This is a genomic window from Caballeronia jiangsuensis, assembly GCF_046030135.1.
Lineage (GTDB): Bacteria > Pseudomonadota > Gammaproteobacteria > Burkholderiales > Burkholderiaceae > Caballeronia > Caballeronia jiangsuensis.
Genome location: NZ_JAQQDB010000050.1, coordinates 39,295 through 58,979, shown reverse-complemented (window position 1 = coordinate 58,979; position 19,685 = coordinate 39,295). Strand labels below are relative to the sequence as shown.

Here is a 19,685-nt window from a genome sequence, read left to right as displayed (position 1 = left end):
TACCCGCCCCACCAAACCCCGCCCAAATCCACGGGGGCCCACGCCCCAACTGCGCCCACCGACTTTTTTATTGCTCGCGCCTGATCTCTACGCGTGACCTCGCGCGAAAAATCTGCCTTACAATCGGTCTCCCACCCTGACAAGCACGACAAGCGCCAACATGAACGAGCGTAAGTCTTCCGGACTCGCCGACCGAATCTACAGCGACATCCTCAACAGCATCGTGGAAGGCGAGTTCAAGGAGGGCGACCGGCTTCTCACGGAGCATGCGCTCGCTGAACGGTTCGCAACCTCTCGGCCGACCGTCCGCGAAGCGCTCGCGCGATTGCGCGCGGACGGAATTATCGTGACGCGGCGCGGCTCGGGAACGATCGTCGGACGTCGTCCCGATCCGGATGTGCGCCGATTCGCCCCGCTCGAAACGCTATCCGACATCCGCCGCTGCTACGAATTTCGGATCGTGACGGAGTCCGGCGCCGCGGAATTCGCCGCCATCAAGGCCGATGAAGACGGCCTTCGCGCGATTCAGGATGCATGGGATCGGCTTGAGCGCATCGTCGAGACGCAGCAGGGCATCGGCGCAAAAGACGATTTTGCGTTCCATCTCGCGGTCGCACGTGCGTCGAAGAACCAGTTCTTCATTACCGCGTTGGCGTTCATCGAGGAACAGGTCGAAGTCAGCATGAACCTGTCGCGCAATCTGTCGTCCGTGAAAACGCTCGAGCGCCAGCGTCTCGTCCAGCGTGAACATCTCGAAGTCCTCGAAGCGATCCGCGCACGCGATCCCGCCCGCGCCGGGAAAGCGATGAAGGCGCATCTTCAAAACGCGCTCGATCGGATATTCGGCGACTAGCCACTGCTGCAGTTGTCACACAACCTTGGGTCGGGCGGGCAAAAACTCCCTCGCTCGCGGGTAAGTTGTTTGACAAATTTAGGTGGCTGCCGCTCCACCATTTGGTTGGTCGCCATTGAACATCGAGTTCTGCGTCCTGGCAGCAGGCGAATCCATCCGCTTTACCCCCAACGTTGAACATCCGGCGACGATTTAACTCAAAGGAAAGACGCGATAACTCCGCAGGAAACAACGGTTAAATCCTGGTTAAAAAGATAGGAAACAACTGCTCGGGGTATCTCCCAACATAGCTTGCAAACCGCTATCGCCAGAGGAAAAACCGCCTTCCCATTGTTTCGGTAACAGCCTTGCGGGAACCAATTTGCTTGACATCCTATGACTCCGTTAGCTATTTTTCAGCATCCGGTCGCCATGAGGACGCACGCGTACAGAGACACGCTACATTCAAGGTGCCAGCAAGCGGCGCACAAACGAATCAGAACGAAGCACAAACAGGCCGGCGATCGACGAAATCGAAGAATTCGACCGGACCTTTTCCCGACCACCGGTTGCGAGAGAAGTGAGGAGACAAAATGGCTTTCAAGGCAGGACTGTCAGTGAAACTGGCGGCGGTTTGCGTCGCCGTCAGCGCGGCTTTCGGCATGAGCGCGGCATACGCGGCCGATCCCGTATCGATCAACATCGTCGACGTTGCGGGCAATCTGCAACTGACGCAAAAGGGCTTCGAGGCGTTCAAGGCCAAGTATCCCGATCTGGTTTCCAGCATCACCTTCACGAACGCGCCCGCGCCGCAACTGCCGGGCAAGATCAAGGCGATGCAGGCGGCGGGCCGCTCGGACATCGACCTCGTCGTGACCGGCACCGACGCGCTCGCGGCCGGCATCCAGCAAGGCCTTTGGGAGAAACTGCTTCCCGATAACGCGAAGGCGTTCCCCGGCGTGCTCGACAAGTACGCGCCCGGCCCGCGCAAGATGCAGGACATCGCGCAGGGCTATGGTCTCGAAGTGACCTATATGCCCGCGGGTCCCCTGCTCGAATACAACCCGGCCAAGGTCACCGACGTTCCGAAGACGCCGGATCAACTGCTCGCGTGGTGCAAGGCGCATCCGAACAAGCTGATCTACGCGCGCCCGGCGAACTCCGGCCCTGGCCGGACCTTCCTGATGGGCCTGCCGTATGTGCTCGGCGACAAGGACCCGATGGACCCGATCAACGGCTGGGACAAGACCTGGGCATTCCTCAAGCAACTGAACGACTGCATTCCGTACTATCCGGGCGGAACCTCGGCCGTCATGAAGGAACTGGGCGAGGGCACGCGCGACATGACGGTCACGGTGACGGGCTGGGACATCAACCCGCGCGCGCTCGGCATCGTGCCGGCGGAATTCAAGGTGGCCGCGTTCGACAACATGACCTGGGTGAACGACGCCCACTACATGGTGATCCCGAAGGGCGTGCCGAAGGAAAAGCTCGACGTGCTCTACAAGCTGATGAACTTCATGCTCGAGCCGGCGCAGCAGGCGCTGACCTATGACGATGGCTACTTCTATCCGGGCCCGGCGGTGAAGGATGTACCGCTCTCGATGGCGCCCGCGAAGAGTCAGGAAGTCATCCAGAAGTTCGGCCGGCCCGAGTACGCGAAGCTGCTCGCCGACCGTCCGCACGTGCTTCCGCTCAATGCGCAGGCGATGGTCGCGGCCTTCCAGAAATGGGATCGCGAAGTCGGCGCGGCGAAGACGAAGTAACTCGGCGTAACGCGGTAATGAGACGGCGACGCTCCCGTCAGGGCGCGTCGCCGCTTGTACAAAAAAGCGCAGGAAATTGTCATGAAGCACACTTTTGAGCAGTTGCGCCTCGACTCGGTCTCGCGCAGTTTCACCAACGCGGAAGGGCAGCAGCTCGCGGCATTGAAGGGACTCGATCTGAATATCCAGCGCGGCGAGTTCATCGCGCTGCTCGGGCCATCGGGCTGCGGCAAGTCGACCGCGCTGAACTGCATCGCCGGATTGCAGCCGCTGACGGGCGGCGGCATCTGGCTCGACGACAAGCGTATCGACGTGCTGCCGCCCGAAAAGCGCGGCTTCGGCATGGTCTTTCAGAACTACGCGCTGTTTCCGCATATGTCGGTGCTGGATAACGTCGGCTTCGGCCTGAAGATGCGCGGCATGCCGAAGGCGGAAGCAACGAAGCGCGCGAAAGCCGCTTTGCAGCTCGTGCAACTGATCGGCCACGACGCCAAGCTTCCCGGTCAGCTTTCGGGCGGCCAGCAGCAGCGCGTGGCAATTGCGCGCGCGATCGTCATCGAGCCGCCGCTCGTTCTGATGGACGAGCCGCTCTCGAACCTGGACACCAAGCTGCGCATCGAGATGCGCGCCGAAATTCGCCGCATCCACGGCAAGCTGGAGCGCGCGACCATCTATGTGACGCACGATCAGGACGAAGCGCTGTCGATGGCCGATCGCATCGTCGTGATGAAAGAGGGCGTCGTCCAGCAGGTGGCCGCGCCGAAGGAAGTGTATTCGCGGCCAAAGAATCTGCACGTCGCGCGCTTCATGGGTTTCCGCAATGTCGTGCAGGCAACGCTCGAAGGCACGCAGGGCGAAGCCGTCGCGGTGAACGCGAGCGGCGTGCGCCTGCTCGGCACGCCGATGGAAGGTTTCGACAGCAAGCGCGTGGCCGTCGCGCTGCGTCCCGAAGACATGGAACGCGCGGCGCCCGGCGCCGAGAACGCGTTCGATGCGCACGTCGAAGTCGTCGAATATGGCGGCCGCGATTCGCTCATCATCGTCAATACGGCGTTCGGCAAGCTCTGGGCGCGCATCGCGGGCGAATGCAGCGAAGGCGAGCGCATCTCGCTGCGCGTCGTGCCTTCGAAAACGCTCGTGTATGGAGAGGAAAAATGATCGCGCTTCCCGCGCAGCCACGCGATCCGAAGGGCTGGCTCGTCACGCCGGCGCTCTTCTTCATCATCGCGCTGTTCATCTATCCGTTCGCCTACGGGCTGATGCTGTCGTTCAGTCCGATGAACGGCGGCAGCGTCTGGGCGAACTACATCACGTTCTTCACCGATTCGTCGATGTGGCCGACGATCGTCGTCACGCTCAAGCTCGCCGTGCCCGCGACGATCATCAACGTCGGCGTGTCGGTGCCGGTGGCCTTCGCGTTGCGTCGCACGTCGCCGTGGCAGAAGTTCGTCACGACGCTGCTCGTCGTGCCGGTGACGCTCGGCACCGTGCTGATCGCCGACGGCATGCTGACGTACTTCAGCCCGAACGGCTGGTTTCCGCAGGCATTGCAGGCGCTGCATCTCTATGGCGATGAAGTGCGCCTCACGCACAACTACTGGGGCGTGCTGATTTCGCTGATCGTGTCGGGCTTTCCGTTCGCGTTTCTGCTGACGCTGTCGTATGTGACCGGCATCGACCCGACGCTCGCGCGCGCCGCCGCGACGCTCGGCGCGAGCCCGTGGCAACAGTTCCGTCAGATCTATCTGCCGCTGCTGCTGCCCGGCCTCACGATGACCGCCTGTCTCTCGTTCGTGCAGGCGTTCTCGGTGTTTCCGTCGGCGGTGCTGCTCGGCGCGCCCGCCGGTCCGACGCGCGTGATCTCGATCGCCGCGTCCGAAGCCGCGTTCGAAAACTACGACTACGCGCTCGCATCGACGATCGCGATCGTGATGGGCTTTGTGCAGTTGCTCGTCGTGGGCGGCATGCTCGGCGCGCGTCGCTTCTTCTATACGGGTCCGGTGACGGGAGGCAAGGGATAATGACGACCGATAACCGCGCGGCGTCCGGCTGGCAGGCCGGCGCGCTGACCGAAACCACGAACGGCACCGGCAAGCACATGAAACAGCAAGTGAGCCTGCGCGACAGGCTATGGAAGTTCTTCGTCTGGGCGACGATGGGCTTCTTCCTCGTCAATGTGTTGCTGCTGATCGCGACCGTCGCCGTGAACTCGGTGGCGACGCGCTGGTTCGGCACGCTGTTGCCGCAGGGCTTCACGCTGCACTGGTACGCGCAGGCATGGAGCGACTTCCAGCTTTCGAGCGTGCTCCTCGTGACGCTCGAAGTGGTGGGCGCGGTGGTGCTGCTGTCCATCGTGCTGGGCGTGCCGGCCGCGTATGCGCTCGCTCGCGTGCAGTTCCCCGGCAAGCGCTTCGCGATGCTCGTGTTCCTGCTGCCGCTGATGGTGCCGCCCGTGACCTACGGCATCCCGATGGCGACGGTCATGTACAAGTTCCATCTCGCGGGCACGCTGACCGGCGTGATCCTCGCGAATCTGGTGCCTGCGCTGCCGTTCGTCATTCTCGTGATGACGCCGTTCATCGAGCAGATCGATCCGAATCTGGAATCGGCCGCGCGCATCTTCGGCGCGAACACGTTCCGCTACTTCCGCTACGTGCTGCTGCCTCTGCTCGTGCCCGGCATGCTGGCGGCCGGCCTGCTCGTCCTGGTGCGCACCATCGGCATGTTCGAGCTGACGTTTTTCACCGCGGGGCCGACGACTCAGACGCTCGTCGTCGCGCTGTATTACGCCGTCTTCTCCACGGGCGTGCGCGCGCCGCAGTCCATCGACGCGATGGCGATGATCTACATGGCCATCACGATGGTCTGGGTGCTGATCGCGTTGCAGTTCGTGAGCCCGACGCAACTCGTGTCGCGCGTGAAGGAGCAGAAGCAGTGATGTTCACCCGCGCCTGCGCGCGGGTTCTTTTCAATTCGAAGCCGTGTCGTGACGAAATTTCGTGAAGTCGTACCTTTGGACGCCGCGCCGCGCCTGAGCATTTCGAGCGGGCCGCATGTCATCGAGATCGCGCCGGCGGCGGGCGGGCGCATCACGCGCTTCGCCACGCAAGGCGCGCGCGGGTTGCAGGACTGGCTCGTGCCGGTGACAGCCGCCAGTTGGCCGTGCGATGCATGGCCCAAGGGCGGCAGTTATCCGCTCGTGCCGTTTTCCAATCGCGTGCGCGATGCGCGCTTTGCCGCGCCGGACGGTTCCATCGTCGAGATCGCGACGTTTCCCGGCATGGCGCACGCGCTGCATGGTTTCGGCCAGTTCGCGGCATGGAGCGTCGAGCTTCAGGAGGCGGATTGCGTCGTCTTGCGTTACGTGCACGGCGAGGGCGAGCATGGCTGGCCGTGGGCTTTCGAGGCCGTGCAGTTGATCGAAGCGAATGCAGATGGCGCGCGGCTGTCGATGCGGATCGCGAACCGGTCGTCCGGCCCGATGCCCGTCGGCCTCGGTTTTCATCCTTACTTCGGCGCGCACGAAGCCGAACTTCATGCGACGACGCACTGGCGTCACGAAGCGGAGATCGCGATCGAGCCGACGGCCGAGCCGCCAGCGCATCGGCATGTGCGGGAAGCGGAGGGCTACACGCGTTATCTGAGCGGCTGGGACGGCCGCGCCACGCTGCGTTACGCGGACGGCCGCACGCTCGAACTGGAAGCCGGCGACACGCTGAACCACGTCGTCGTGCATTGTCCGGCGGGCGCGGGTTATCTGTGCGTCGAACCGGTGTCGCACGTGAGCGACGGCTTCAACCTCGCGGCGCAAGGGCTGCCCGGGACGGGCATCGCGGTCATCGAGCCAGGTAGTGAAATACGGGCGTCGCTCGTGATGGCAGCCGGCGCGACCCCGGTCCGGTACGACGGCGGCGGCGCCTGACGCGCGCCTCGACACCGGCGCGTTCGCGAACCGGGGGACAGCGCGACGCATTCGCCGGCAACGTCCCCCCGGCGATGAGGCATGCATCCCTGTTCATGGCGGCACCTCCAGATTTGCGTATCAGCGCGTGAGCGGCATGGAAAAGAACGATTCCACGAGATCGACGATGCGCCAGGTCGCGCAAGGCCGACGGCAGTGGGCGTCGAAACCGGCTTCCTTGAGCGTCTGAACCGGATCGGCCGGCCACACGTTGCTCATCGCGACGAGGAGCCGCCCGGTGACGTCGGCGTCCATGCGCAGCGTGCGCAGAAAGACGTACCCGGAATCGTTGTCGAGGCGGGTATCGAGCAGCAGCGCCTGCGGCTGCCAGCTATGCACCAGCGCGCGCACGGATTTCAGATCCTGCGAATGGATGACCTGCAAGCCTTTGAGCCGAAGTTGCACGGCGAGGGAATCGCCGATCGACTTGTCCTTGTGGGCGATCAGCACACGGCGCGATGCGTCTCCGGCGCGGGCCCGCTTGATACGCCACAACGCGAATTCGCGTTCGTTGTCGGCCAGACGGCTTGACATCTCATCCTCCATTCTCGTATTGCATTACGTGGTTGAATCGACTGCGACCAGTGTCGACGGAACGTGCCGGTCGCTAAACCCGGCACGGGAGGGGGATGCGGGGAATTTTGGGGGACTGCCGAATGTATCCCTGCGAAAGGGGGGTGGAAGTCGCGCAGGGCGCGCGTAATATCGGAACCGTTCTCGGAGCGTCGCAATGGAAAATGGCTATTTCAAAACAGTGTTGCTAGTAGAGGACGAAGGGCTCACCAGGAGCGCCATGAAAAGCCTCATCCTGGCGAACGAGCCTTTGCTCGAGATCGACGAAGCCGACGGGTTTGAGCAGGCGAAAGCCAAGCTTTCCGCCAATACCTACGATCTGATGTTCCTCGACTACCACTTGCGCGGCAACGCCACAGGCATGGACCTGCTCAACTGGATTCGCGAGGAAGAGCGCGAGATCCAGACGATCATGCTTTCCGCGCAGGACGACCGCGACACCGTGCTCGAATGCATCAAGAACGGCGCGTGCGGCTTCATCTCGAAGGGCAGCGAGCAGGGCGCGGGCGTGTTCCGCGAAGCGCTGAAAACCATCCTCAACGGGCGCGTCTATCTGCCGAACACGGTGCTCGGCAAGGGCGGCCACAGCCCGAAGCCGGTTTCGCCGCACGCGGGCGTGACGGTCGAATCGCTCGATCTGCCGCCTCGCCTGACCGAGACGCTGCGCTATTTGCTGCAGGGGCTGTCGAACAAGGCCATCGCGCGCAAGATGAATATCAGCGAAAACACCGCCAAGGAATATTCGAGCGATCTGCTCGCGCGCTTTCACGTCACGCGGCGAACGTTCCTGATCGTCGAGATGGCGCGGCGCGGGATCGAAATGCCGATGAGCAATACGTCGTCGGCGTCCTGAGCCGTCAAAGTCACCTTCTTTTCGACGCGGGCAGCCCGAAAGGCGCCCGCGTCGTCGCATCTGCGCCGCGGTTTTTTCATCGTTCCGAGGAATGCGCCCGGGGATGGTAAGGTATAGCCCGGACTATATTTGAGATGGAGTCAGCGTAGGTGATTCGCAGGATGACGTTCACAAAAATGCAAGGCGCCGGCACGGCCATCGCGGTGACAGCGGCGCTGCTTCTCGGCGCATGCGCGCCGCTTCCGCAGCAGAACGACACCGACGCAGCCGCGGCGGCGTCGGCGTCGGCGGCATCGGCCGCGCAAGCGGCTCAAGTTCCGGTCAAGCCAGCACCGCCGGCGCCGCCGGGCGAGCGGCGCATCATGGTCGGCTCCGCGAACGGCTACCATCTGATGCTCAAGACGACTCCCCCATCGCAAGTCTGCGACGATGGCGCATTCGCCGACGGCGTGCGCTACGGCTACGCGCTGACCTGGAACCGCCTCGTCAGCGAGGACGTGCGCAATGGCGGCAAGGCGAAGCGCAAATTCGACGCATCGACGGTCCATTCCCTCGACGATCAGTACAAGATCCAGTGGGACGGCAAGGAACGCGTCAACGCGTGCGCATCGGACGGTTATCTGATCGGACGCGTCGTCGGGACGCATCTGGCCGGCGTCGACATGCGCAACGGCAAGCCTTCCTGATCGGGAAAACGGGGGCTCAATCGCACGTGTGCGTCGCCGTGACGTAGCGGCCGGCGGCTGCGACGTCCCCGTAGAGCGTGTAGCCCGTGCCGTTCGCGGACGCCTGCGCGATCACCAACACCACCGACTGACTCGTCATGCCGCCGCTGGGCACGGAAACGGCCAGCGTATCGGAGCTCGGCGAGTATTCGCGCACACGCGGCGCGATCGGCGTCCATTTTTCCTTCACGCATCGGATGAAGTCGTAGGGCTTGTACTGCGACGTGCCGGACCCGAAGGGCACGGTTTTGAGCAGGGCGTCGTCGGTTGCAACGCACGCGCTCAACATGGAAGCGCCAATTGCGACAAACAAGATTGCGATGTTTTTTCTCATGATTCCGATGCCTTTTTTTGTAGTATCCGCTTAAGCTAGCGTCCCGTGCTCGTTCGACGCCAGCAAGCCTCGTGGCCGTCGATCCTACCCGCTCTCCTGACAAACCGTAAAGCGCGCGTGATCGGTCATTCGTGCCGGTTTAGCCGTCCGGAAAACCGCGCCAGATCTGATTGCAAGCTTTCGATCCGTAGTTTTCCCAATATTAGTCAAGTCGGGTCAACCGCCGCCGTTATATAGGCGTTTCATGCCTTAAAGCCTTTTGTATGGCGCGAGCGCGGGCGGCGGGAGCCGAAGTGGCGCTCTCCGACCGCGTGTGGTGCGCGGGTCCCGATAAACCGTGTTGTACCGTTGCCATCGATCGCTTGCGGCCGGTGTGCAGCGGTTGCCAGTTTGATAGAACGCATGTCTCGCACAAAGTTGCTTGCCCGGCTTCGCGCCATTTCCCCGACCGGACGTTCGTCCGGCGGCATCGATCTTCAGCGGTTCGCCGCGCCCGTGCTCACGGTCGTCATCTGCGTGCTGCTGCTGGTGGTCTTCCAGCATCTTTCGCGCTCGGTCGATTACAAGTCGGTGATCCACTCGCTGCGTCTGATGACGCCGCAAGCCTGGATGGCCGCGCTGTTCGCGACCGCGCTCAGCTTCGCCGCGCTCGTCGGGCGCGACGCGGTCGGGCTGCGTCACATCGGCGTCGCGGTGCCGCGTTCCCTGCTTTGGGTCGGCGCGACGGTCGGCTCCGCGCTCGGCAACGTGACGGGCTTCGGCGCTCTGACGGGCGGCGCCGTGCGCTGCCGCGTGTACGGCGCGGCCGAGGTCACGCCGGCGCAGGTCGGCCGCCTGACGATTTTCACGAGCGTCACGCTGGCGCTGTCCCTCGCTTTCATGGCCGCCGCCGGCATGCTGTTCGGCGCGGGCACGCTCTCGGGCATGATGCACGTGCCGCCGGCCGTGCTGCGCGTCACCGGCGCGGCGCTTCTCGCTTTGTTCTTGGCGATGGTCATCGTCTGCGGCCGCGCGCCGCGCACACTGCGTTCGCGCTGGACGTGGCTTTCGTTCACCGTGCCGGCGCGCCGCGATTTCGTCGCGCAGGCCGCGCTCGCGGTCGTCGATGTGCTCGGCGCCGGACTCGCGCTCTGGGCGCTCCTGCCGAACCCGCAAGTCGGCTTCGGCGAATTCATGACGGTTTTCTCGGCGGCGATGCTGCTCGGAATGATCGGCCATACGCCCGGCGGCGTCGGCGTGTTCGAGGCGGCGATGGTGTTCGCGCTCGGCAACAGCGCCCAGACGCCGGACGTGCTCGCCGCGCTGCTCGCGTATCGCGCGATCTATTTCGGCCTTCCGCTGATCCTTTCCGCCGGCGTGATGGCCGCGTTCGAAGGCCGCGCGCTCAAGGGCCGCTTCGGTCTGCTGAGCCCGCGTCACGTATCGCAGCTCGCGCCGTTGTTCCTCTCGATCGTCACGTTCGCGGCGGGCTCGATGCTCGTCATCTCGGGCGCGACGCCCGCGTTCAAGATGCGCATCGCGCTGCTGCAGACCATCGTCCCGCTGTGGGTGCTGGAAAGCTCGCAATTGCTCGGCTCCGTGCTGGGCGTGCTGCTGCTCTTCGTCGCGCGCGGCCTGATGCGCCGGCTCGACGCCGCCTGGTGGCTCGCGCTCGTGCTGGCCGTGGCGAACCTCGCGCTGTCGCTCGCAAAGGGTCTCGCGTTCGTCGAAGTCGGCGTGCTCGCGTTTCTCGTCGTGCTGCTCGTTCTGACGCGCGAGCGCTTCAATCGCCGCTCGTCGCTCTTCGCCGAGCGCTTCACCGCGACGTGGCTGATTTCGATCGGCGTCGTGATGGCGTTTGCCGTGTGGATCATGCTCTTCGCCTTCCGCGACGTGCCGTACAGCGGCGATCTCTGGTGGCAGTTCGCCTTCGACGAGCGCGCCCCGCGTGCGCTGCGCGCCACGCTCGCGGCGGCGGTGTTCGCGTCGGCGTTCGGCGTTTGGCAACTGCTGCGCCCGGCGGCGGGCCGCTTCGTGAAACCCGCGCCGCAGGATCTCGCCGATGCCGCGCGCATCTTCCGCGCGCAGGAACGCAGCGACGCCGGCCTCGCGATGATGGGCGACAAGAGCTTCCTCTTCTCCGAGTCGCGCGAAGCATTTCTGATGTACGCGAAGCATGGCCGCACGTGGGCCGCGCTTCACGATCCGGTCGGTCCGCGCCGCGAGTGGGCGGAACTGATCCGCAAATTCGTCGAGCTCGCGCACGCGCACAACGGCCGCGCGGCGTTCTATCAGGTCCGCGCCGATGCGCTGCCGCTCTATCTCGACGCCGGCCTCACGCTGATGAAGCTCGGCGAGGAAGCGCACGTCGCGCTCTCCGAATTCGATCTGAAGGGCTCGCACCGGTCGCATCTGCGCTATGCGCTCAAGCGCGGCGAGCGCGATGGCTTCGATACGGAAGTGATCGGGCCGGCGCACATCGCCGAAAGCATGCCGATGCTGCGCGCGATCTCCGACGACTGGCTCGAAAGCCGTTCCGCGCGCGAGAAGAGCTTCTCGGTCGCGGCGTTCAACGAGGAATACCTCGCGGCGCAGTCGGTGCTGCTCGTGCGCCAGCAGGGCGAGCCGGTCGCGTTCGTCACCTTCATGACGACCGACATGAACACCGAAGCGACCGTCGGCGTGATGCGCCATGTGTCGGCCGCGTCGCCTTATGCGATGGAGTATCTCTTCACCAAGCTCGCGCTGCATCTGAAGGAAGCGGGGTTCAAGTCGCTGTCGCTTGGTATTGCGCCGCTGTCGGGCATGGAACCGACGCCGCTGGCATCGCACTGGCATCGACTCGCGGGGCTCGTCTGGCGTTTCGGCGGCCGTTTCTACAACTTCCGCGGACTGCGCGGTTTCAAGAGCAAGTTCCAGCCGCGCTGGGAGCCGCGTTATCTGGCGGCGTCCGGTTCGGTCGGCGTATTTTTCACTTTGGCGGATCTTTCGCTCCTCGCGGGCGGTTGGCGTTCATGAAATTCCTTTGCAAGAAAGCGGCGGCGCTCGTGGTGGCCGCCGTCTGTGGTGTGTCGTTGTTCAACGCGGCGCATGCCGCCGAATCGATTCCCGGCGGACGTTACGGCCAGGTGACGCTCACGAAGCCCACCGGCGGCATGACCGGCTTCGTCGTGCTGTTCTCCGAGAAAAGCGGCTGGACGCCGGCCGATCAGGAAGCCGCCGATGCGCTCGCCGCCAAGGGCGCGATGGTGATCGGCGTCGATACGCCCCGTTACGCAGCGCGTCTCGTGGCCGACAAGACCGAGAAGTCCTGCCATAACCTCGTCGGCGATGCGGAGAACATGAGCCATCAGCTCGAACGCACCGTGCAGTCGAATCATTATTTCTCGCCGATTCTGGTCGGCACGGGGCAGGGCGCGACCGTCGCGGAAAGCTCGCTGAAGCAGGCGCCCGACAACACCGTCGCGGGCGCCGTGTCGCTCTCGGCCGACGCGCAACTCGACGCACGCTTCAAACCGTGCCCGCCGGACCCGACCATCATCCACGCGAAGGGTTTGCCCGGCTTCATGGAGCGCACGGCGCTGCAACCGGGTCAGACGAAGGCCGCCGCGCTCGTCGCGATGACGGCGCCGCGTCTGAAGAAAATCGAGCCCGCGACCGACAGCGACGTCTCCGATCTCCCGCTGATCGAACTGCGCGCCGCGCAACCGACCGATCTGCTCGCGATCGTCATTTCCGGCGACGGCGGCTGGCGCGATCTCGACAAGACGATGGCGCTCGCGCTGCAACGCGATGGCGTGTCGGTCATCGGCATCGACTCGCTGCGCTACTTCTGGAGCGAGAAGACGCCGCAGCAGACGGCCAATGACATCGCGCGCGTGATCCGCGCTTATAACGCGCGCTGGCATACGAGCCATGTGGCGCTCGTCGGCTATTCGTTCGGCGCGGACGTGATGCCGTTCGCGTACAACCGTCTGCCGGACGCGGTGCGCGAGCAGGTGTCGTATATCTCGCTGATGGGATTCTCGCCCGACGCGGATTTTCAGATCCGCGTCACGGGCTGGCTCGGCATGCACGCGAGCGAAAAGGCGCTCAAGGTGCGACCCGAATTCAACAAGCTGCCGCCGTCGATGGTGCAATGCATTTACGGCGAGAAGGAAGAGGACACGCTCTGCCCGCAACTGACGAAGACCGGCATCGAAGTGGTGAAGCTGCCGGGCGATCATCACTTCGGCGGTGACTACGACGCGCTCGCGCGTCGAATTCTCGCGGGCTGGCGCAAGCAGATCGCGGCGCGGCAAGGATAGTTCTCACACGCGTCTTCATTTGGCCGCTCGATCGTCCGATCGAGCGGCTTGTCAAATGCCACGTTCAATCAACGTGCGCGACCCGCATCACAACCTCACTTGAGCGGCCCGAGAAAATCCCGCTTGCCGATCGGCGCGCCGAGGTGGCGCAGGATGTCGTGCGTCGTGACGACGTGAAAATAGAAGTTCGGCAGCCCGAAGCCGAACAGATAATCGTCACCTGAAAACGACGGCGAAAAGTCCGGAAACTTCAACGTAACGGTGCGGGTCTCGCAGCCCGCAAACGAAGCCTTGTCGATGCTCTTCAGGAACGCGATCGTCTTCTCGATGCGCGCCTGCAGCGCTGGAAAACTGTCTTCGTCGTCCTCGAAGCGCGGTGCTTCGACGCCCGAAAGACGCGCCGCCGACAGTTTCGCCGTGTCGCTCGCGCGTTGAATCTGCGCGGCGAGCGGCAGCATGTCGGGGGCGAGGCGCGCGTTGATCACGTCGGCGTGGGCGAGGCCTTTTTCATCGGCGAAGGCGGCGCCTTTCTTCAGCAGATCCGCGCATACCTCGAGTCCGCGGATGAAGACGGGAATCGATGCGCGATACATCGTGAGAGACATGGAATTGTTCTCCTTGAGTTCTGGTTTCTACAGCGACAGGGGACACAAGCATAGCGCCGCGTACATTTGCCTGCTCGAACCGGCCGGAACGATTCACTGTGCGGCACGCCGCGCTTCCCACGCGCGCAGATCCGCCTCATAGCGCTCCAGTTCCTGTTGATACATGTCGAAGACGCACGGACTGCAACCGCTCTGGCAGCAGTCTTCCGGCAGCGGACGCTCGGGCGGCACCGGGCGCGGATCATCGGGGTGAATGGACGGATCATTCATCGCTTCATTGTGCATCGGCAACGCCTGACGGACGCGAGCGGCTAAACTTTGGCGGCGAATCGCGCTGCCCGCAATGCGATACTGCGCGCGGGGCGTCGATGCGCCCGTCATCACGTCGATCGGACCGGGGGACTCACGCGATGAATCACATCGTCAGCCTTGCGATCTCCGGCGCGCTTCTGAGCGCGTTGCTGGCCGGCTGCGTCGTGCCGCCGGAAACATCGGTCGGGCCCGGCCAGACAAGTCCGGTCGCGCAGAGCAACTGGAGCGCCGAGATCCGCCGCACGCAGGACGGCATTCCGCATATCCGCGCCGCCGATTGGGGCAGTCTCGGCTTCGGATTCGGCTACGCGCAGGCGCAGGACAATCTGTGCACGCTCGCGGACGGCTTCGTCACGTATCGCGGCGAGCGATCGGCCTGGTTCGGTCCGGATGCGCGCCCGCCAGCCACCGCGACCTTCGGTCAGCCGCGCAATATCGACGCGGATTTCTTCTTTCGTCTGGTCGGCGATCATGCGGCCGTCGAGCGTTCCCGTCAGGCGCAGCCCGCCGAACTGCGCAATCTGATCGATGGTTTCGCGAACGGCTACAACCGCTATCTCGCCGATCTGAACGCCGGCAGCTTTCCGAACGCGCACGCGGCATGTCGTGGCAAGCCGTGGGTCGACAAGATCAGCGCCGACGACATCTACCTGCGCCTGATCGCGGCCAATCTCGCGAGCGGCTCGGCGCGCTTCGTGACGCCAATCGCGATGGCGCATCCACCGAAACCGGCCACGACGGCGCCGCGCAGCGACACCGACGCGCCCGCGGTATCGGACACCGCGCAAACGGCGCTCGAATCGTTGCGCTTCTCCATCGGCGAGAATCCGGGCATCGGCAGCAACGCGCTCGCGTTCGGCGCGCCGATCACGCGCGACAAACGCAGCATTCTGTTCGGCAATCCGCACTGGTTCTGGCGCGGCCCCGACCGTTTCTATCAGGCGCAACTGACGATTCCCGGCCAGTTGAACGTGGCGGGCGTGTCGTTTCTCGGCGTGCCGCTGATCGTGCTCGGCTTCAACGAGAACATTGCGTGGACGCACACGGTGTCGAGCGCGCGGCGCTTCGGTATCTTCCAGTTGACGCTCGATCCCGCCGATCCGACGCGTTATCTCGTCGATGGCCAGAGCGAAGCGATGACGCCCGTGCCGCTCACGGTGCGTTCGCGCCGCGCCGACGGCACCTACGAATCGGTGTCGCGCACGCTGTACAGGACGCGCTTCGGTCCGGTGGTCGATCTGTCGCCGATGGCGCAGGGACTCGGCTGGAGCGCACAGCGCGCGTATGCGCTCGCGGACGTGAACATCGACAACACGCGCTCGTTCCAGAACTTCTTCGCGTGGAATCAGGCGCGCTCGCTCGCCGATTTCATGACGATCCAGAAGCGCTACGCCGCGATGCCGTGGGCGAACACCTTCGCGATCGGGCGCGGCGACGACCGTGTCTGGTTCGCCGACATCGGTCCGATCCCGAACGTGCCCGACGCGCTCGGCGAGGCGTGCACGACGCCGGCCGGCCGCGCGTTCGCGGCCCGCGTGCCGGGCGTGCCGTTTCTCGACGGCTCGAAGAGCGCGTGCGCATGGCGCGTCGATCCGGCGAGCGTGCAGCCGGGCACGCTGAGCGTCGAACAACTGCCGAACGCGACGCGTGGCGACTACGTCGGCAATTTCAACGACAGCTACTGGCTCACCAATGCGAATGCGCCGATGTCGGGCTATCCGCGCATCGCGGGCGCGACCGGCGTCGAGCAGTCGCTGCGCACGCGTTACGGGCATCTGCTCGCCGCGCGCCTGCAACGCGAGCGCGGCGGCGTGACACGCGAGGCGCTCGAATCGGCCGTGCTGGAGACGAACTCGATGTCCGAGCGGCTCTTCCGCAAGCCGCTGCTCGACGTGGTCTGCACGGTCAACGAAGCCGTCGGCCCGCTGCACGAGGCTTGCGAGGTCCTGCGCAACTGGAACGGCACCGCGGATATCGATGCGCGCGGCGCGAATCTCTGGGACGAGTTCTGGCTGCGCGCGACGCGTATCGCGCCGGAGCGCCTGTACGAGTCGGGCTTCGATCCGAACAAACCGCTCGGGACACCGGCAGGCTTCAATGCCGACAACCCCGCGGTGATTCAGGACTTGCGCCAGGCGCTGGGGGGCGCGGCGCTCGCGCTGAAGCTGAACGGCTTCGCGCTCGATTCGCGGCGCGGCGACATTCTCTACACGACGCGCAACGGCGCGCGCGTGCCGCTCTACGGCGGCTGCGACGAGGAAGGCTACTTCACGATCGTCTGCGCGCGTCGTCCGCTCGATTCGAAGGGTTATCCGATGGACATCAGCGGCCAGGGCGACAGCTACGTGCAGGTCGTCACCTTCGGCGAGAACGGCGTGGAAGCCGACACCATGCTCTCGCACGCCGAATCCGACGATCCGGCCTCGCCGCACTCGGGCGACGCCACGCGCGCGTTCGCGGCGAAGCGCTGGTTGCGCTTCCCGTTTTCCGATCAGGCGATCGATTCCGATCCAGCCGCGACGCGCGTCGTCGTTTCGGGAACGCGCGATGGCGCAGCGGGCACGCCCGCGCGCTAAAAAATCACGCAAATGGGGCAAACACGCGCCGCGGCCGCGCCAGCCGGGGGCAAAACGCGTCTATCATTGAAGTTTGTCTCGAATGGAAACACGGTCATGACTATCGGCGAAAGCACGCAACACGACGAAACGGTGCGGCTCGATTCCGCCGCGCTGCGCGAGTTCGTGGAGCGCAAATGGAACGACGAAATCGTGCCCGCGCTGACCGACTACATCGCCGTGCCCGCAAAGAGCCCGATGTTCGACAGCGACTGGGCGCGCCACGGATTTATCGAGCGCGTGGTCACGGATGCGGTCGACTGGATCAAGACGCAACCGGTGAAAGGTCTGACGGTCGAAATCGTGCGCCTGCCCGGGCGCACGCCGGTCATTTTCTTCGAAACGCCCGCCACGCGTAGCGGCAGCAACGAGACGGTCGTGCTGTATGGCCATCTGGACAAGCAGCCGGAGTTCGAAGGCTGGCGCAGCGACCTCGGTCCGTGGACGCCGAAGCTCGAAGACGACAAGCTCTACGGCCGCGGCGGCGCCGACGACGGCTACGCCACCTACGCCAGTATTACCGCGCTCGCGGCGCTGGACGCGCAGGGCGTCGAGCGGCCGCGCTGCGTGGGCATCATCGAGACGTGCGAGGAATCGGGCAGCTACGATCTTCTGCCTTACATCGACGCGTTGCGCGACCGGCTCGGCGACGTCGGCCTCGTGATCTGTCTCGATTCCGGCGCGGGCAACTACGACCAACTGTGGCTCACGACATCGCTGCGCGGTCTCGTCTCGGGCGATCTCGAAGTGCAGGTGCTGGACGAGGGCATTCACTCGGGCGGCTACGGCGGCATCGCGCCGTCGACGTTCCGTATCATGCGGCAACTGTTCGAGCGCCTCGAAGATTCGGGCACCGGCAATCTGCTGCCGGAAGGCTTCCACTGTCCGATCCCGATGCTGCGCCGGCGCGAAGCCGAAATGACCGCGCGCATCCTCGGTGACGATGTCTGGAAGAAGCTGCCGTGGAGTTGCGGCGCGGACGGCGGCAGCGTTCTGCCGACCACCACCGATCCTCGCGAAGCGCTCCTCAATTCCACATGGCGTCCGTCGCTTACGGTGACGGGCGCGTCGGGCCTGCCGCCGCTCGCGGATGCGGGCAACGTGCTTGCACCGCGCACGGCGTTCAAGCTGTCGCTGCGTTTGCCGCCGCTCGTCGACGCGGATAAGGCAGTCGTGAAGTTGCAGCGCCTGCTCGAAATGGATCCGCCGTACAACGCCAAGGTGACGTTCAAGCCCGAAGCGGGCGCCGCGACGGGCTGGAATGCGCCGGACCTCGCGCCTTGGCTGCGTTCGTCGTTGAACGAGGCATCGAAACGTCACTTCGGCGCGGATGTCGCTTACATCGGGCAGGGCGGCACGATTCCGCTGATGAACACGCTGAAGGAAGGATTTCCGCGTTCGCAGTTCATGGTGTGCGGCGTGCTCGGCCCGAAATCGAACGCGCACGGTCCGAACGAATTCCTCCACGTTCCGTATGCGAAGAAGCTGACGGCGTCGGTCGCGGAAGTGATTGCGGCGGCGCCCTGAGCTTCGGTCGCCGGTCGAAGTCATGGAAAGCCCGGTTCGACCGGGCTTTTTTGCGCGCCTTTTCAGCGATTTTGTAAAAACAAACTGGTAAGGCCAGTTGATCGTCTGTAAAGTGATAGGCCCGCGCGTGCTTCGAAAATCGAACGCGCGAGCCATTAACTACGGAGACGAGTGCCGCAATGAATGCATCCCCCACGTCCACCCCTTCCGCCACCGAACAGCGCATCGCCGCCGACACGCTGCACGCCTATGTCCGCGCGATCTGGGAATCAGCCGGCAGCGCGCCGCGCGAGGCGGAACTGGTCGCGGATCACCTCGTGATGTCAAATCTGTCGGGTCACGATTCGCACGGCGTCGGGATGATCCCGCGTTACGTCGCGTCGCTCGGCGAGGGCCAGTTGAAGCTCAACACGCACGCGGAAATCGTGCGCGATGCCGGCGCGGTGCTGACCATCGACGGCCGCAAGGGCTTCGGGCAAGTGGTCGCCTACGAAGCGATGGAGCACGGCATCGAGCGCGCGAAAAAGCTCGGCGTGTGCGCGGTGGGCTTGCGCAACGCGCATCACATCGGGCGTATCGGCCATTGGGCGGAGCAGTGTGCGAAGGCGGGGCTCGTGTCGTTCCATTTCGTGAATGTCGCGGGCGATCCGCTCGTCGCGCCCTTCGGGGGCATCGACCGGCGTTTCGGCACGAATCCGTTCTGCGCCGCCTATCCGCGCGACGGCAAAAGCCCGCTCGTGCTCGACTTCGCGACGGCCGGCATCGCTTACGGCAAGACGCGCGTCGCGTACAACAAGGGCGTGAAGGTCGCGCCGGGCATGCTGCTCGATCACGAAGGCAAGCCGACCATCGAACCGAAGGTGATGCACGAAGAGCCGTTCGGCTCGCTGACGGCGTTCGGGCTGCACAAGGGATCGGGCCTCGCCGCGCTGTGCGAGATTTTCGGCGGGGCGCTCTCGGGCGGCTATACGACGCACGAGGAGACGCTGGAGAAGTCGAGCGCGATCATCAACTGCATGACCTCGGTGATCGTCGATCCGAATGCCTTCGATGCGCCCGCCGCGCAGGCCGAAGCCGAAGCGTTCCTCGAATGGATGAAGGCCTCGCCGCGCGCCGAGGGCGTCGACGCGATCTACGCGCCGGGCGAGCCGGAAGAAGCGCGTCGCGCGGATCGCACGGCGAACGGCATCGCGATCGATCCGACAACGTGGAAGCAGATCCGCGATTCGGCAACGAAATCGGGCATGGCGGAAGCGGAAATCGAGAAGTTCGCGGCAGCGCTGAAGTAAGGCCTGA

Annotated in this window: 17 protein-coding genes; 13 read left to right on the top strand and 4 right to left on the bottom strand. The window is 64.6% G+C overall.

The features are described from left to right. Nucleotides 1-160: 160 nt before the first annotated feature. The 6 genes from PQR08_RS33760 (at nucleotide 161) to PQR08_RS33735 (ending at nucleotide 6,520) form a co-directional block, all read left to right on the top strand. Entirely contained in the window at nucleotides 161-853 is a 693-nt protein-coding gene (locus PQR08_RS33760) for a FadR/GntR family transcriptional regulator (RefSeq protein ID WP_250484603.1), read from the top strand. Between the two features lie 641 nt (nucleotides 854-1,494). Continuing rightward, nucleotides 1,495-2,598, top strand: a complete 1,104-nt coding sequence (locus PQR08_RS33755) for an ABC transporter substrate-binding protein (RefSeq protein WP_371882254.1) — start codon at nucleotides 1,495-1,497, stop codon at nucleotides 2,596-2,598. A gap of 81 nt (nucleotides 2,599-2,679) precedes the next feature. Next, a complete protein-coding gene (locus PQR08_RS33750) occupies nucleotides 2,680-3,756 on the top strand; it encodes an ABC transporter ATP-binding protein (RefSeq protein ID WP_238291844.1) in 1,077 nt (358 codons plus the stop codon). Continuing rightward, the gene (locus PQR08_RS33745; RefSeq protein ID WP_035501965.1) at nucleotides 3,753-4,619 is read left to right on the top strand and encodes an ABC transporter permease; all 867 of its coding nucleotides are present in this window, start codon (nucleotides 3,753-3,755) and stop codon (nucleotides 4,617-4,619) included. The genes PQR08_RS33750 and PQR08_RS33745 overlap by 4 nt, the downstream gene beginning before the upstream one ends. Beyond that, entirely contained in the window at nucleotides 4,619-5,536 is a 918-nt protein-coding gene (locus PQR08_RS33740) for an ABC transporter permease (protein WP_187606358.1), read from the top strand. The genes PQR08_RS33745 and PQR08_RS33740 overlap by 1 nt, the downstream gene beginning before the upstream one ends. Before the next feature lie 48 nt (nucleotides 5,537-5,584). Further along, complete coding sequence (locus PQR08_RS33735; RefSeq protein ID WP_250484604.1) at nucleotides 5,585-6,520, top strand: aldose epimerase family protein; 936 nt, start codon at nucleotides 5,585-5,587, stop codon at nucleotides 6,518-6,520. 120 nt (nucleotides 6,521-6,640) lie between these two features. On the opposite strand, the gene PQR08_RS33730 is transcribed toward PQR08_RS33735, so the two are convergent. Further along, a complete protein-coding gene (locus tag PQR08_RS33730) occupies nucleotides 6,641-7,093 on the bottom strand; it encodes a response regulator transcription factor (protein WP_035502017.1) in 453 nt (150 codons plus the stop codon). 196 nt (nucleotides 7,094-7,289) lie between these two features. On the opposite strand from PQR08_RS33730, the gene PQR08_RS33725 reads away from it, so the two are divergent. Then, nucleotides 7,290-7,985 (top strand): response regulator transcription factor, encoded by a 696-nt coding sequence (locus PQR08_RS33725; protein WP_035501961.1) that lies wholly within the window; start codon nucleotides 7,290-7,292, stop codon nucleotides 7,983-7,985. A 161-nt stretch (nucleotides 7,986-8,146) separates the two neighbouring features. Next, on the top strand, nucleotides 8,147-8,671 hold the full coding sequence (locus PQR08_RS33720) for a hypothetical protein (protein ID WP_250484605.1): 525 nt from the start codon (nucleotides 8,147-8,149) through the stop codon (nucleotides 8,669-8,671). A gap of 16 nt (nucleotides 8,672-8,687) precedes the next feature. Here PQR08_RS33720 and PQR08_RS33715 read toward each other — a convergent pair whose 3' ends face one another. Beyond that, nucleotides 8,688-8,999: a hypothetical protein gene (locus PQR08_RS33715; RefSeq protein ID WP_238291840.1), complete on the bottom strand. Its 312-nt coding sequence runs from the start codon at nucleotides 8,997-8,999 to the stop codon at nucleotides 8,688-8,690. Between the two features lie 447 nt (nucleotides 9,000-9,446). On the opposite strand from PQR08_RS33715, the gene mprF reads away from it, so the two are divergent. Together mprF and PQR08_RS33705 are read left to right on the top strand one after the other, a co-directional pair. After that, nucleotides 9,447-12,041 carry a bifunctional lysylphosphatidylglycerol flippase/synthetase MprF gene (gene mprF / locus PQR08_RS33710; protein WP_250484606.1) on the top strand — a complete coding sequence of 865 codons (2,595 nt, stop codon included), beginning with the start codon at nucleotides 9,447-9,449 and terminating at the stop codon, nucleotides 12,039-12,041. Next, nucleotides 12,038-13,330, top strand: a complete 1,293-nt coding sequence (locus tag PQR08_RS33705; RefSeq protein WP_250484607.1) for a virulence factor family protein — start codon at nucleotides 12,038-12,040, stop codon at nucleotides 13,328-13,330. Before mprF ends, PQR08_RS33705 begins: the two co-directional genes overlap by 4 nt. A 95-nt stretch (nucleotides 13,331-13,425) precedes the next feature. On the opposite strand, the gene PQR08_RS33700 is transcribed toward PQR08_RS33705, so the two are convergent. Continuing rightward, nucleotides 13,426-13,935: a DUF1993 domain-containing protein gene (locus PQR08_RS33700; RefSeq protein ID WP_187606352.1), complete on the bottom strand. Its 510-nt coding sequence runs from the start codon at nucleotides 13,933-13,935 to the stop codon at nucleotides 13,426-13,428. A gap of 93 nt (nucleotides 13,936-14,028) precedes the next feature. Continuing rightward, on the bottom strand, nucleotides 14,029-14,205 hold the full coding sequence (locus PQR08_RS33695; protein WP_408163782.1) for an oxidoreductase-like domain-containing protein: 177 nt from the start codon (nucleotides 14,203-14,205) through the stop codon (nucleotides 14,029-14,031). Between the two features lie 140 nt (nucleotides 14,206-14,345). On the opposite strand from PQR08_RS33695, the gene PQR08_RS33690 reads away from it, so the two are divergent. The 3 genes from PQR08_RS33690 to PQR08_RS33680 all read left to right on the top strand — a co-directional run bounded on the left by PQR08_RS33690 (nucleotide 14,346) and on the right by PQR08_RS33680 (nucleotide 19,678). Continuing rightward, the gene (locus PQR08_RS33690) at nucleotides 14,346-16,823 is read left to right on the top strand and encodes a penicillin acylase family protein (protein WP_250484609.1); all 2,478 of its coding nucleotides are present in this window, start codon (nucleotides 14,346-14,348) and stop codon (nucleotides 16,821-16,823) included. A gap of 96 nt (nucleotides 16,824-16,919) precedes the next feature. Beyond that, a complete protein-coding gene (locus tag PQR08_RS33685) occupies nucleotides 16,920-18,389 on the top strand; it encodes a M20 family metallopeptidase (RefSeq protein WP_250484610.1) in 1,470 nt (489 codons plus the stop codon). Between the two features lie 179 nt (nucleotides 18,390-18,568). Then, nucleotides 18,569-19,678, top strand: coding sequence for a malate/lactate/ureidoglycolate dehydrogenase (locus tag PQR08_RS33680; protein ID WP_250484611.1), 1,110 nt, complete (start codon nucleotides 18,569-18,571; stop codon nucleotides 19,676-19,678). Nucleotides 19,679-19,685: the final 7 nt, after the last annotated feature.

Bases quoted from the DNA above. Each gene is read 5' to 3' on its own strand.
- PQR08_RS33715 (WP_238291840.1), bottom strand. From the start codon at position 8,999: ATGTTGAGCGCGTGCGTTGCAACCGACGACGCCCTGCTCAAAACCGTG.
- PQR08_RS33750 (WP_238291844.1), top strand. From the start codon at position 2,680: ATGAAGCACACTTTTGAGCAGTTGCGCCTCGACTCGGTCTCGCGCAGT.
- PQR08_RS33725 (WP_035501961.1), top strand. From the start codon at position 7,290: ATGGAAAATGGCTATTTCAAAACAGTGTTGCTAGTAGAGGACGAAGGG.
- PQR08_RS33705 (WP_250484607.1), top strand. From the start codon at position 12,038: ATGAAATTCCTTTGCAAGAAAGCGGCGGCGCTCGTGGTGGCCGCCGTC.
- PQR08_RS33685 (WP_250484610.1), top strand. From the start codon at position 16,920: ATGACTATCGGCGAAAGCACGCAACACGACGAAACGGTGCGGCTCGAT.
- PQR08_RS33680 (WP_250484611.1), top strand. From the start codon at position 18,569: ATGAATGCATCCCCCACGTCCACCCCTTCCGCCACCGAACAGCGCATC.
- PQR08_RS33745 (WP_035501965.1), top strand. From the start codon at position 3,753: ATGATCGCGCTTCCCGCGCAGCCACGCGATCCGAAGGGCTGGCTCGTC.
- PQR08_RS33740 (WP_187606358.1), top strand. From the start codon at position 4,619: ATGACGACCGATAACCGCGCGGCGTCCGGCTGGCAGGCCGGCGCGCTG.
- PQR08_RS33695 (WP_408163782.1), bottom strand. From the start codon at position 14,205: ATGAATGATCCGTCCATTCACCCCGATGATCCGCGCCCGGTGCCGCCC.
- PQR08_RS33720 (WP_250484605.1), top strand. From the start codon at position 8,147: ATGACGTTCACAAAAATGCAAGGCGCCGGCACGGCCATCGCGGTGACA.
- mprF (WP_250484606.1), top strand. From the start codon at position 9,447: ATGTCTCGCACAAAGTTGCTTGCCCGGCTTCGCGCCATTTCCCCGACC.
- PQR08_RS33755 (WP_371882254.1), top strand. From the start codon at position 1,495: ATGAGCGCGGCATACGCGGCCGATCCCGTATCGATCAACATCGTCGAC.
- PQR08_RS33690 (WP_250484609.1), top strand. From the start codon at position 14,346: ATGAATCACATCGTCAGCCTTGCGATCTCCGGCGCGCTTCTGAGCGCG.
- PQR08_RS33700 (WP_187606352.1), bottom strand. From the start codon at position 13,935: ATGTCTCTCACGATGTATCGCGCATCGATTCCCGTCTTCATCCGCGGA.
- PQR08_RS33760 (WP_250484603.1), top strand. From the start codon at position 161: ATGAACGAGCGTAAGTCTTCCGGACTCGCCGACCGAATCTACAGCGAC.
- PQR08_RS33730 (WP_035502017.1), bottom strand. From the start codon at position 7,093: ATGTCAAGCCGTCTGGCCGACAACGAACGCGAATTCGCGTTGTGGCGT.